Genomic DNA, 12910 nt, shown 5'->3' with positions numbered 1-12910 from the left:
CCATTCTGCGGTTTTCGATCGGCCGGCGTCGAAGGCCGGCACCGGGTGTGGATTCGATGCGGTGCTGGCCGCAGCTAGTGCCTAGGCGGGCGCCGGCAGGTGCCAGTGCCGAACAGAGCGGCAACATCAGCTGGGCGCTTGGCTCTCGCGGTTCTCCGGCTCATAGCCGATCAGCCAGTGCACTCCATGGCGGTCGCGCACCTGCCCGTCAACGGCGCCCCAGGGCTTTTCGGTGAGCGGGTCGATCACTTCGCCGCCGGCACTGAGCTTGTCGAACCACTGGTGCAGCACCTCTGGTTGCGCGGTGCCCAGCAGTGAGAGCATCATGCCCTCGGCGCGCAACGGGCGGTCCATGGCGGAGGCATCGGCGCCGCCGAGGCACACCTGCCCGGTCAGCTCCCCGTGGGCGATGGCCTGGGGATCCCCGTCGGTGCGGTTGAATTCCTCCAGGGTGTACAGGGCGAGTTCGCCACCGAAAATCTCCTGGTAGAAGTCCAGCGCTTGCCGAGCCGTGCCCGGGAAGAGGATATAAACCGTGGGACCAAGCATGAAGCGCTCCTAGCTGGCGGGGAACTCGATGATCTGGCTGCGAATCAAAAAGCGTTTGCCTTCAGGGGCTTCCACCGAGAACCCGGAACCGCGGCCGGTCACCACATCGACGGTGAGCTTGGTGTGCTTCCAGTATTCGAATTGCTCCTTGGACATCCAGAAGTCGATCTCGCCCAGGACACCCCCGGCACCGTCATCCAGCGGGAGCACGCCGAGCAGGATATCCGAGCCGCCGGTGCGGAATTCCCCGGCCGGATAGCACATGGGCGAGGAGCCATCGCAGCAGCCCCCGGATTGGTGGAACATCAGCGGCCCGTGAATGCCCCAGAGTTTGCGTAGCAGCTCCATGGCTTCGGGGGCGAACGCAACTCGCGAGAAACCTTCCCCGGGAATGGTGGCTTTGGTTTCGGTCACGGTGCTCATGGTTCGCTCCTGCACTTCTTCATGGGTTAACTGCATTGTGGCCAGTGTCCTCTTTTTAATCCCGGTAGTCCACGGTGGGTCAAAAACACGCCGCCCGGGCTGGAACGCCGAAAGAGGGCGGCCCCGGCCCGGGCGACACGGATGGGCTTACTTGCTGCCGGTGTAGTCGATCACGACGCGGCCATCGATCTTGGCATGGCGCATTTCGTCAAAGACGGCATTAATATCTTCGATCGGACGGGTATGGAAGGTCGGTTTGATCTTCCCTGCCGCGTAGAATTCCAGGGCTTCGATCATGTCCTGCCGGGTACCAACGATCGAACCTCGAATGGTCAGGCCCTTGAGCACGATGTCGAAGATCGGCGCCGGGAAATCGCCTGCAGGCAACCCGTTGAACACGATCGTTCCGCCGCGCCGGGTCATGCCGATCGCTTGGCCGAAAGCCTTTGGATGCACCGAGGTGACCAGCACCCCGTGCGTTCCGCCGACCTTCTCCTGGATCACTTCGGCCGGGTCCTGCGCGAAGGCGTTCACGGTGATTTCCGCACCGTGCTTGGTGGCCAAGGCCAGCTTGTCATCCGCAACGTCGATGGCGATCACTCGCATACCCATGGCAACGGCATACTGCACGGCAATGTGTCCCAGTCCGCCAATGCCCGAGATCGCGACCCATTGGCCGGGCTTGACTTCGGTCATCTTCAGCCCCTTGTACACCGTCACGCCGGCGCAGAGCACCGGGGCGATTTCGTGAGGGTCCGATCCTTCAGGGATATGCGCCGCATAACGGGCATCAACCAGCATGTATTCGCCAAAGGAACCATCCACCGAATAGCCGCCGTTGGCTTGCGACTCGCACAGCGTCTCCCAACCGGTACGGCAGTATTGGCAGTGCCCGCAGGCACTGGCCAACCAGGCGTTGCCGATGAGGTCGCCCACGGCGACTTCGGTGACCTGATCGCCGATTTTCTCGACAATTCCGACGCCCTCGTGACCTGGGATCAGTGGAAGCTTGGGCTTGACTGGCCAATCACCTTCGGCGGCGTGCAAGTCCGTGTGGCACACACCGGAGGCGATCAGCTTGACCAGCACCTGATTGGGGCCCGGTTCGGGGATGGCGGTGTCCTTCACGTGGAATTCTTCGCCGAAGCCTTCAACTATTGCAGCTTTCATCGTGCTCATGTACTTTGTCCTTTGCATGGGCTTCGAAGGTGCGAGGCATCGGGGCGTATCCGGGAATTGAGTCCAATCGCCTCCCGGATACTACTCTCCTCGACCCCGCACCTTCGAGGTCTACGTGATGTTGATGTTTTTTGGGGCAGTTTCCGGCTTAGAAGAAGCCGAGCTTGTCTTCCGAGTAGGAGACGAGCAGGTTCTTGGTCTGCTGGTAGTGGTCGAGCATCATCAGGTGGTTCTCTCGTCCGATGCCCGAGGACTTGTAGCCGCCGAAGGCCGAATGGGCCGGATAGGCGTGGTACTGGTTGACCCAGACGCGTCCGGCCTGGATGGCCCGGCCGGCACGGTAGGCCACGTTGCCGTTGCGGCTCCACACGCCCGAGCCCAAACCGTAGAGGGTGTCGTTGGCGATGGAAATGGCGTCGTCGTAGTCCTTGAACTTGGTCACCGCGACGACCGGGCCGAAGATCTCCTCCTGGAAGATGCGCATGTCATTGGTGCCTTCGAAGATGGTCGGCTGCACATAGTAGCCGCCGGAGAGCTCCCCGCCCAGGTCAGCGCGCCCGCCGCCGAGCAGCACCTTGGCGCCCTCGGACTTGCCGATCTCCATGTAGGAGAGAATCTTCTCCAACTGGTCATTCGAGGCTTGGGCGCCCATCATGGTGTCGGTGTCCAGCGGGTTGCCCTGCTTGATGGCCTGGGTGCGAGCCACCACATCGCCCATGAAGCGGTCGTAGATGCTCTCCTGGATCAGTGCGCGCGATGGGCAGGTGCACACCTCGCCCTGGTTCAGCGCGAACAGGGTGAAGCCTTCCTGGGCCTTGTCATAGAAGGCGTCGTCCTTGGCGGCGATGTCCTCGAAGAAGATGTTCGGGGACTTGCCGCCCAGCTCCAGGGTGACCGGGATCAGGTTTTCGGAGGCGTACTGCATGATCAGCCGGCCCGTGGTGGTTTCGCCGGTGAAGGCGATCTTGCGGATGCGCTTGTTGCTGGCCAGCGGCTTGCCGGCTTCTACACCGAAGCCGTTGACCACATTCAGCACGCCGGCTGGCAGCAGGTCGCCGATCAGCTCGAGCAGCACGAGGATGGAGACCGGGGTCTGCTCGGCTGGCTTGAGCACGATCGCGTTGCCGGCGGCCAATGCCGGGGCGAGCTTCCACACTGCCATGAGGATCGGGAAGTTCCATGGGATGATCTGCCCGACCACGCCCAGCGGTTCGTGATAGTGGTAGGCGGTGGTGTCGTTATCGAGCTGGGAGAGGCTGCCTTCCTGGGCGCGGATAGCGCCAGCGAAGTAGCGGAAGTGGTCCACCGCCAGCGGGAGGTCTGCGTTCAGGCACTCGCGGATGGCTTTGCCGTTATCCCACGTCTCGGCCACGGCCAGCATTTCGAGGTTTTCCTCGATGCGGTCCGCGATCTTGTTCAGGATGACGGCGCGTTCGCCCGGGCTGGTCTTGCCCCAGGCCGGAGCTGCAGCATGCGCTGCGTCCAATGCCACTTCGATGTCTTCGGCGGTGGAGCGGGCTACCTCGCAGAAGACCTTGCCGGTGACCGGGGTGACGTTCTCGAAATACATGCCCTTGGCCGGGGCGACCCACTGGCCGCCGATGTAGTTCTCGTAGCGCTCCTTGAAATTGACCAGCGCGCCGTCGGTGTTCGGGTTTGCGTAAACGCTCATGGCTACATGACTCCTTTGTCAGTGACTGATGCCGCGAATTCGCCTCCGCGGCCTCTTGAGTGTGACTGTAGTCACGCGAACGTTGCAGGCAGGTTGCATTGCGGTGCGGCGATTCAGGATTCGAGCTCCTGGATCTCGGCGACGATCAGCGAGCGGGCCGGCGACTCAGCCGGAAGTTCGCGCAAGGCCGCGCGCAGCAGACTGGAATCGGCCAGCTGGCGACCGAGGCTCAGCAGTTGCTGGGCGCTGCCCCGGTCCATGACCAACTCGCGCAGCGCTGCTTCGGCGCGGTAGCGCAAGGCAAGTACGCCTGGTGCCTGCGAGCGTTCGAGCATCCCCGGGGCGAATAGCTGAAGCGCCGAGCCGACATCGCCCTGTTCCAGAGCTCGGCGAAGCCGGCCAAGGGTTGTTTGAAGTTCCCACTGCAGACGGTAGGGACGCGAGGTGAGGGAACGACCCGGAGAGGCAGCCAAGACCTTGCGCAGCCGAACCATTTCGGCGCGAACGGTGCCTTCGGCGGCGGAGTCCGGGCGTTCGAAGAGCTCATCAACCAGCTGCGCGCTGGTCAGGCCATCGCGATGCTGGGCCAAAAGGGTCAGGATCTCGGCGTGGCGCAGAGAAACGGCATGGGATCCCAGATGTGCTCCATCGGGCCGGCTCAAATCCAGGTAGTCAGGGTCGGCCACAACTCCGGCGCCGGGAAGCAGGAGCTGGGTTTCGGCTGCCATCACGGCCGCCTGCAACAGCGGCAGCGAGTGGGTGGCAATGGCTTCCGGGCCGCCGGTGAGATCGATCGCTCCGATCACCTGGCCGCTACGCGGATCGCGGATGGGTACCGCCGAGCAGCTGTACTGCTGGGCCTGCTCATAAAGATGTTCGGCACCAGAAACCTGCGATCCCGAACCTGTAGCTAGAGCCATTCCGGGGGCCGATGTCCCCACTGACTTTTCTGCCCAGTCGGCGCCTGCCATGAAGCCGACGTGCTCGGCCTGGCTCATCGAGCTATTGCTGCCCGCAACCCACAGCAAGGTTCCGCCGGCATCGGCGAGGGCGACCAGAAGGTTGGCATCCGTCGCGGCCGGAACCAGCAATTTCTCGAACACTGGCCAGATCCGCTGGAGCTCGCTGCGCTCCCGGGCAAGGCGCAACCTGTCATCACTGAGTACCGGCGGGCCTTGAACCAGATCACTTTGCGCCAAAGATCGTTTCCAGGATTCGCGCACATCATTGCGCAGTGGCAATTCACCAAGTCCAGCTTCGCGTGCGGAAAGCAGCTCTCGCGCCTGCTGGGCGCGACGGGTTGCGTTGGACCAGTCGATAGCAGACGCGCTCATGCTCCCCCTTTTACCCCATTGAAAAGTTGGTTTTATGCAGTTCCAACCAGACTAGGCGAAGAGATCAGGCTTGAGAAGAGCCGAATTCCGCCGGCTGCTTCAACAGGTCAATCAGCGCCTCTTCGTGGGTCAGTTGCGGGTGATGTCCCGCAGCCGGCAGGCAGTGCAGTTCCACAGTCGTCCGCGACTCCAGGCGCCGGATTGCCGATGGCAGCACGGGGTCATCGGATCCCCAAACAATGCGCAGCGGACCTTCGTAGCGCTCGAGCAGCTGGCGCAATTCTGCGCGCCACCGCGGGGAGCTTGCCACGGCCAGGTGCTCGGCGACCGCTTTGGCGGTGCTTCGCTTCAAATCGCTGGCACTGGTGGCCAGGGCCGCAGAATGTGCGTCGCTTCCGGTCAATCGGGCAGAAAGCTGCGCCGCGGTGGCATGGCGCAAGAAGCTGCGAACCAACGGACGGGGCTTCACCGCCCGGTTGGCTGGCTCTTGCAGGAAGAACGGCGTGATCAGGGTCAATGAGTGGACCTTGTCCGGGAACCTGCCGGCCGCGAGCATTGCGGCCGCCGATCCAATCGAATGCCCGATCAAATCCACGGGTTCACCCTCCAGCAGGGCTTTGAGCCAGCGATCCCAATCTGCGATCCCGCCTGCTCCACTGAGGCCGAGTCCTGGAAGATCCACGACCCGGCCGCCCATCCCCTGTGCCACCTTGGCCCAGGTGTCCGCGTTAACCGGGAGGCCAGGCAGGAGCAACCGTCGCGCTTCCCGGTCGCCCAGCTCGAAGGTTTTCACTCCCCCGACATCTATAAAGCGGCGCGAATCAGCAGTCGCGGCTCCAAATCGGCGGGCCGCCAGATAGTCGGCCCACCGCTTCACAGAGGCATCGACATCGTGCATCCGGATTCCATGCCGGTCGGCGAATTCGATGGCAGGCCCGGTGGGATAGCGGTCCTCCGACATGAAATGGAGTGTTTCCGGATCAGCCTTGCTGATCCTCGACGGAAGCACCTTGATGAGCCCTGCCGGCAGGCGCAGCTTGGGAACTTTCGCGCCGAGGTGTCTGGTGGCCTCGGCCAGCAATTGCCCCAGGGGTGCGGTGTTGTCATCTAACAGCCAGTAGGCTTGGCCGATTGCTTCCGGAGCGATAGCCACAGCCGCCATGAACTCGGCCAAGTAGTCGACCGTGAGCACTGGCAGGAAAATCGAGTCGCCGGCCGGCAAGGCCGCTGCCTTGCCTTCCCAGAGTTGTTCGATAGTGCCTGCCAGGCCGATATATTGATCGGATTCCCCGGTGGCGCTGTGGCCGATGACGGTCGCCGGGTTGACGATGCTCCAAGGAATCCCGCGTTCATTGCCAAGCGCTTGGAAGATCGCGTCGGCCTCAACCTTGGAAGCTTCGTAGGCACCGAGTTTCCGGTAGACCCGATCGCGATGATCTTGCGCCCAAGGAATGAGCGCAGGGTCTTGCCCGCCGACGCGATATCCGGAAATATGAACCATGTGCTGCAGCGCTGGCAGTCCGGTGGCAAAATCCATGAGTTTTTCGACGATGCCCACGTTGGCACTGCGGGCTTGCTGGGCGCTCATGCCGAATTTATAGGTCCCGGCGCAGTTGTGGATTTCGGTGATATGGGGAAACGCTGTTGATCCGCCAGCGAGAATCTCCGGCGATTCGAAGTCGACGATCACGCAGTTGATCTGCTGTTCCACGCCGTGGCGTTGCAGCCAAGCGTTGGTCTTGGCCGCGGATTCGGCGCTCCGGACGGCGGCTGTCACCAGTGCGCCTGCCGCCAGGAGCGCAATGATCAGGTGCCGCCCGACAAGTCCCGACGCCCCGAAAACCAGCGCCTGGCGTGTATTGGCTTCTGGAATCATTTCTGGATCCCTGCGCCTTCGCAACGCAAGCCAATGAGCTCTGAGACGACGTCTGCCGCAGCGAGAAGCGGCTGGGTGCTTTTCATGGCGCGGGAAACGATGGCCGCCCCCTCGATGGTCGAGACGATCACGGTTGCAAGGGAATCAGCCTTGGCAGAGTCCATTCCATCGGCTTCGAGCAGGGCCGCGGTGGGGGCAATCCATGATTCGAATGCGCTGGCGCAGGCTTGCCGCAGGCGTTCGCTCGAATCCCCCATCTCCAGGGTCACCACCGAAACCGGGCAGCCCAGGCGAAAGCCGCTGTCACTGATGATGGCCGCCAGAGCCTGGATGGCGATCTTGGATGCTTCAGCGGCGCCGCCGCCGTCCTGGGCCGCTTGGATAATCATGGCTTCGAACTGCTGCTTGGCCAGTTCGATTGCGGCTAGGCCCAGTCCTTCCTTCCCTTCGGGAAAGTGGAAATAGACCGAGCCCTTTGGTGCTGAGGCGTGCTCGATCAACGCGTTGAGCCCGGTGCCGCTGTATCCGCTGATCTGGACGAGTTCAAGCATGGACTGCGCGAGCCGCGCCTTGGTGAGGTCCCCTTTGGAAGTAATGAAACTAGAAATAGACCAGTCTATATATTTTGGCAATCCGGCCCCTCAGGGCGTTCGCGGCGGGGATCGTTCTCGGGTGGGCGCGATGTCGCAACTTGCAATCGGCGCGCTTGAGCCATGGTGGATAAATCCACTCTTTTCCTTGAGGAAAATAGGTGATAAGTAGACTATCAATCACTTTTTTCATTCACACCCTTTACTTCCGCAGGGTTTCGGGCGTAACATACAACCAAATGGTTGTATATGAGTTGAGCGAAGAACAGACAAACAAGGTCTTCCGCGCCTTGGCAGACGCCACACGAAGAGACATCGTGCGGCGGACGCTTCGCGCCGAGGTAAGCGTTTCTGAACTTGCAGCAAGCTACGACATGTCGTTTGCGGCCGTCCAGAAACACGTCGCAGCATTGGAAGCCGCCGGTCTGGTCACCAAAATCGCACGTGGCCGCGAACGCATAGTCCGAGGCCAGCCGGACACCATCCGGCACGCACAAGAACTACTTTCATCCCTCGAAGACATCTGGCGCCAGCGCATCAGCCGGCTCGATGATTTCCTCGCCAATGGGGACACATAAGGAGCATTCCCATGCCCGTCACATCCGTTGTCAAAGATCCCGACTCACTCTCACTGACCGTCCATGCAGAATTCCCGGTCAAGGTATCCCGGCTTTGGGACGCCTACCTCGATGCCCGGCAGCTTGAAAAGTTCTGGGGACCAGTGGAATACCCGGCAACCTTCACCCGCCACGATGCCACTGCTGGCGGTCGCTCGAATTACCACATGACCTCCCCCGACGGCGAAGAATTCCATGGCTATTGGCTCTGGAACGAAGTCGTCGAACATAAGTTTTTCGAAGTCAGTGATGGCTTTGCCCATGCCGATGGGACCCCGAATACCGACCTGCCGCTCAACCGCATGGTCTTCACCTTCGACCCGACACCCGAAGGATCGAAGCTGACGATTACCGCGGTTTTCGATTCCGTCGAGGAACTGGAACAGGTCGTGGCCATGGGCATGATCGATGGCACGCGTTCGGCGATGAGCCAGATCGAACAGGTCCTGATCGACCTGCGCAACTATGCGCAGACCTTCAGCACCGAGGCCCAGGTCCTCTCGGATACCCAGGTGCGCATCACCCGATTGGTGCGCGGGACGCTCGCGCAAGTCTGGCGGGCCCACCATGATCAGCAGCTGATGAAGCGCTGGATGCTCGGCCCCGACGGCTGGCAGATGACCGAATGCGTCACGGCGCAGGAAGCCGGCGAGACCTACCGGTACTGGTGGGAACCGGTAGATGCCGATGCTGGGCAGGGGTTTGGATTCACCGGAACCGTAGTGGAATCCTTGCCGCAGTCCTATGAACGGACCACCGAGCAGATGATCGACACGGACTACCCGGCCACCATCAGCGAACTCACGCTGACGCCGAACGACGGCGGAACCCTGCTCACCATGCTCATTACCTATCCCGACGCGCAAACCCGCGACACCGTGCTCGCCACCGGAATGACCGAGGGAATGGAGGCCAGCTACGCCCGGCTCGAATCGATTCTCTAGAGGGCGATTCGCCCCACATCCGGCGCCGAGGCGCGCGCAAATATGAAACACTTAGACCCATGAGTTCCCACAATGCGCGCGCAGGCCTGGACAAGCAGGCCGATCAGGTTCAGAACATGTTCGACAAGCTGGCTCCACGCTACGACTTGCTCAATACCTTGATGACCGGTGGCATTGTGAACTACTGGCGCAAGATCACCACCGAGGCCATCGCGCCCAAGCCCGGCGAGCGCATCCTCGACCTGGCGGCCGGCACCGGCACCTCATCGGTCCCGCTGGCCGAAGCCGGCGCAAAGGTGACCGCTTGCGACATGTCCAACGGCATGCTCGCCGAGGGCCGCAAGCGCTACCCGCACCTGGACTTCGTCTACGGTGATGCCCATGATCTTCCATTCGAAGATGGCACCTTTGACGCGGTGACCATCTCCTATGGGCTGCGCAATATCGATGACACCGAGAAGGCCCTGTCGGAAATGCGCCGCGTGACCAAGCCCGGCGGGCGGATCGTGGTTGCCGAGTTCTCCACTCCAACCGTGACCCCGATCAAGGTGGCCTACCAGCAGTTCCTGCCACGCGTGATCCCTGCGCTGGGGTACCTGGTTTCGCCCAACCCGACCGCGTATGCGTACCTGGCTGAGTCCATCGCGGCCTGGCCAAACCAGGAAGAACTCGGTGCCAAGTTCGTCAACGTGGCCTGGAAGAATGTGGAATACCGCAATCTGACCGGTGGCATTGTTGCGGTGCACCGCGCGTGGAAGTAGCCCTTCCCTAGCCTTGTTTTTCGGCCCGTGTCCATTGAAGGATGCGGGCCGAAAGTTCTTTAACGACGGGTTTGGAAACTCCTGTTACACTTTTTGCATGGATACCTACTAAGCCAGCCAATGACCCTGCGCCCGTCACCTGGGGCGCGACCTGTTCATTTTGGCTACCGGCTACGGTATCCCTTTTTTCTTGGCTCCCCTGTGGGTTGAGCCAGCTACCTGATTCCGCTAGTCGGCAGCCTCTTCACCGCATGTGGGAGGAATATATGTCTTTGGCTCCACCAATTACCCTGAATAACCTCAGTTTCGAATGGCCCACCGGCGAGCGCGCCCTGGCAGATCTGGACGGCACGTTCCCGGCCGGCCTGGTGGGATTGACCGGCCGCAACGGCAGCGGCAAATCGACTCTGCTCAAGCTCATCGCCGGCCTGCTGGCACCAACCAGCGGGTCCGTGGAAGCCAATGCCCGGATCGGCTACCTGCCGCAGATGATCACCTTGGAAAAAGACGCGACGGTGGCGCAGCTGCTCGGTGTGGAAAAGCCGCTGGTGGCGCTCAAGGCCATCGAGGCTGGCAGTGTCGACCCCGCTGATTTTGATGCGGTAGGAGATGACTGGGATGTGGAAGCTCGTGTTGATGTCGAGTTGAACCGCCTGGGGCTAGGGCACGTGAGCCTGGAACGCCGGATTGGTTTGCTCTCCGGCGGCGAAACGATGCTGCTGGCAGTTCTTGGCCTGCGCCTTGCAGGGAACGAGATCACCTTGCTCGATGAACCCACCAATAACCTCGATGCGCCCACCCGCGAGCTGCTCTACGAGCTGGTCAGGTCCTGGAAAGGGACGCTGATCGTGGTCAGCCACGACCTCGAGCTGCTGGAAATGATGGACCACACTATCGAGCTGCATGCTGGCGAGCTTCGGGTTTTCGGCGGGCCATACAGCATGTACGTTCAGCAGCTGGAGACCGAACAGCAAGCTGCCCAGCAGGCGGCCAAAACCGCGCAGGCGACGCTGAAAGTGGAGAAGCGCCAGCGCGTGGAAGCCGAGACCAAGTTGGCCCGGGCCAAGCGCAAGGGCCGGGCCGAACAGCTCGGCGGCGGCCTGCCGAAGATCCTGGCCAATAGCCTACGGCAGAAGTCCGAGGCTAATGCCGGCAAGATGCGCTCGCACCTGGATGGAAAGGTGGAAAGCGCGCAAGCCAAGGTTGATGATGCAGATCGCATGGTCCGGCAGGTGGAACACATCAATCTTGAATTGCCAGACCCTGGACTGCCGTCCAGCAAGAAGGTCGCGATCGTTTCTTCCGGGACGACTCAGCAGATTATCCAGGGGCCCGAACGCGTGGGGCTGATCGGCCCCAACGGTTCAGGCAAGAGCACCCTGCTCCGGCAGATGATTTCCCGCGAACCCGCCAGCGGTGAACTGAAAGGAGAAATCTATCTGGACCGGGTTGGCTTCCTGCCGCAACGTCTGGGCGGCTTGGATGACCAGCTCAGCGCGATGGACAATGTCGCTGCAGTAGCCCCTTCGGCAAGCAACGGGCAGGTTCGCAATATGCTCGCCCGGCTGCTGCTGCGCGGGGCAAGTGCTGATCGACGTTTGGGAATGCTCTCCGGCGGCGAAAGATTCCGTGTATATCTGGCAACACTGTTGCTGGCCGAGCCGACGGCACAGCTGCTCATCCTCGATGAACCGACGAATAATCTGGACATTGATAGTGTTCGCCAGCTGGCCGAGGCCTTGCAAGCTTATCGCGGTGCATTGCTGGTAGTCAGCCACGATCAGAGCTTCCTGGCCCAACTGAACCTGGATTACTTCCTGGAGCTTTCGGCCCGAGGAACGCTGAGCAAGTCCTATCCCAACCCGGTTTGATCGCCGGCAGGCGGTGTGCAACAGGTTTAGACTTGAGCAAAGCACACCGCCCTGGATCTCGAAAGCAAGTGGAACATGTCCTATCCCCAGCGCACCGTTGAAGTAGTAAACACCGGTCTGGTTATTGATCAGTCGGCGACCTTGCTCTGGGGCGATATCAAACGTGCTTTCATTTACGAGACCGAATCCGGGCAAGAAGTCCTCACCTGTGCCGAGTTCATGCTGGTTGAAGGCTACAGCGTGGAAATCAACAGCCAGATGCCGGGCTGGGATGCCGCCTTGGAGCACATCCCCCAGCGCATCAACAACCTCGTCGACGAACGCTAGATGACTCCAGGAGTACTCTCATGGCAACCATTGTCTTGTTCCACCACGTCCAAGGGCTCACTCCCGGGGTCCAGGCAATGGCCGCCGAATTGCGTGCCGCAGGCCATACGGTTCACGCCATTGACCTCTATGCGGGCAAGCTGCCCAAGGATTTCGAGGCTGGCATGCGCATGGCCAACAAACTGACCGAAGACAAGATCCAGGAACGCGTGGAGAAGCTCTTCAGCAAGCTCCCGGAAGAACTGGTGTACATCGGAACCTCATGGGGCGCCGCCCTTGCCCAGCAATGCGCACAGCAGCGGCAGGGTGCAGTGGCCGCCGTCTTGCTGGAGTCCTTTGTGGATCTTGATGCCGAGTGGAGCTTCGGCCCCTGGCCGCACAACGTTCCGGTGCAGATCCATGGCATGGACGAGGATCCCTTCTTTGCCAAAGAAGGCGATCTGGAATCCGCGCAGAACTTCGTAAAGGGCGAGGGTAAAGACATAGCGCAGCTATTCACCTATCCAGGGAACAAGCACCTGTTTACCGACAGCTCGTTGCGTTCCCATGACCCCGCAGCTCGCGCTTTGGTGATGGAGCGGATGATCAAATTCTTGGAGCCCTACGTTTAATTCGCAGTCGGCCCGGGCGAACATTTACGGCTGCCGAGCATCGAGTTCTCAGGGGTTCCATCCAAGAACTCCAAGAGCACCCTGATTACGGCAGCTGGTTTCCCGTCCACGAGAAAATGTCCAGCCCCGGCAATAAGTTCAAGGGGGTCTGCTGAG

The 12910-nt window shown here is 61.3% G+C and carries 13 protein-coding genes; 6 read left to right on the top strand and 7 right to left on the bottom strand.

The window, feature by feature from the left end:
* Positions 1–126: 126 nt before the first annotated feature.
* The 7 genes from OF385_RS00980 to OF385_RS00950 form a co-directional block, all read right to left on the bottom strand.
* Entirely contained in the window at positions 127–549 is a 423-nt protein-coding gene (locus OF385_RS00980) for a VOC family protein (protein WP_264276567.1), read from the bottom strand.
* A 9-nt stretch (positions 550–558) separates the two neighbouring features.
* Positions 559–972, bottom strand: a complete 414-nt coding sequence (locus tag OF385_RS00975; RefSeq protein WP_264276566.1) for a DUF779 domain-containing protein — start codon at positions 970–972, stop codon at positions 559–561.
* A gap of 147 nt (positions 973–1119) precedes the next feature.
* Positions 1120–2151, bottom strand: a complete 1032-nt coding sequence (gene adhP / locus OF385_RS00970; RefSeq protein WP_264276565.1) for an alcohol dehydrogenase AdhP — start codon at positions 2149–2151, stop codon at positions 1120–1122.
* A 148-nt stretch (positions 2152–2299) separates the two neighbouring features.
* A complete protein-coding gene (adh, locus tag OF385_RS00965) occupies positions 2300–3823 on the bottom strand; it encodes an aldehyde dehydrogenase (RefSeq protein WP_264276564.1) in 1524 nt (507 codons plus the stop codon).
* A 113-nt stretch (positions 3824–3936) separates the two neighbouring features.
* Positions 3937–5157 carry a GAF domain-containing protein gene (locus OF385_RS00960; RefSeq protein ID WP_264276563.1) on the bottom strand — a complete coding sequence of 407 codons (1221 nt, stop codon included), beginning with the start codon at positions 5155–5157 and terminating at the stop codon, positions 3937–3939.
* A 64-nt stretch (positions 5158–5221) separates the two neighbouring features.
* Positions 5222–7033: an alpha/beta fold hydrolase gene (locus OF385_RS00955; protein WP_264276562.1), complete on the bottom strand. Its 1812-nt coding sequence runs from the start codon at positions 7031–7033 to the stop codon at positions 5222–5224.
* Positions 7030–7584, bottom strand: a complete 555-nt coding sequence (locus tag OF385_RS00950) for a TetR/AcrR family transcriptional regulator (RefSeq protein WP_264276561.1) — start codon at positions 7582–7584, stop codon at positions 7030–7032. Before OF385_RS00950 ends, OF385_RS00955 begins: the two co-directional genes overlap by 4 nt.
* A gap of 278 nt (positions 7585–7862) precedes the next feature.
* On the opposite strand from OF385_RS00950, the gene OF385_RS00945 reads away from it, so the two are divergent.
* From OF385_RS00945 to OF385_RS00920, 6 genes are all read left to right on the top strand, one after another.
* Positions 7863–8201: an ArsR/SmtB family transcription factor gene (locus OF385_RS00945; RefSeq protein WP_264276560.1), complete on the top strand. Its 339-nt coding sequence runs from the start codon at positions 7863–7865 to the stop codon at positions 8199–8201.
* Between the two features lie 11 nt (positions 8202–8212).
* Complete coding sequence (locus OF385_RS00940) at positions 8213–9184, top strand: SRPBCC family protein (protein WP_264276559.1); 972 nt, start codon at positions 8213–8215, stop codon at positions 9182–9184.
* Between the two features lie 59 nt (positions 9185–9243).
* On the top strand, positions 9244–9945 hold the full coding sequence (locus OF385_RS00935; protein ID WP_264276558.1) for a class I SAM-dependent methyltransferase: 702 nt from the start codon (positions 9244–9246) through the stop codon (positions 9943–9945).
* Positions 9946–10211: 266 nt separating this feature from the next.
* A complete protein-coding gene (locus OF385_RS00930; RefSeq protein ID WP_264276557.1) occupies positions 10212–11816 on the top strand; it encodes an ABC-F family ATP-binding cassette domain-containing protein in 1605 nt (534 codons plus the stop codon).
* Positions 11817–11891: 75 nt separating this feature from the next.
* Positions 11892–12143: a hypothetical protein gene (locus OF385_RS00925; protein ID WP_264276556.1), complete on the top strand. Its 252-nt coding sequence runs from the start codon at positions 11892–11894 to the stop codon at positions 12141–12143.
* Between the two features lie 20 nt (positions 12144–12163).
* Positions 12164–12754, top strand: coding sequence for a dienelactone hydrolase family protein (locus tag OF385_RS00920; RefSeq protein WP_264276555.1), 591 nt, complete (start codon positions 12164–12166; stop codon positions 12752–12754).
* Positions 12755–12910 lie beyond the last annotated feature (156 nt).

Origin of the sequence: Glutamicibacter sp. JL.03c, from assembly GCF_025854375.1 — a bacterium.
Taxonomy (GTDB): Bacteria; Actinomycetota; Actinomycetes; order Actinomycetales; family Micrococcaceae; genus Glutamicibacter.
The sequence above is the reverse complement of the archived record's forward strand: the minus strand, read 5'-3'. Positions and strand labels throughout refer to the sequence as shown.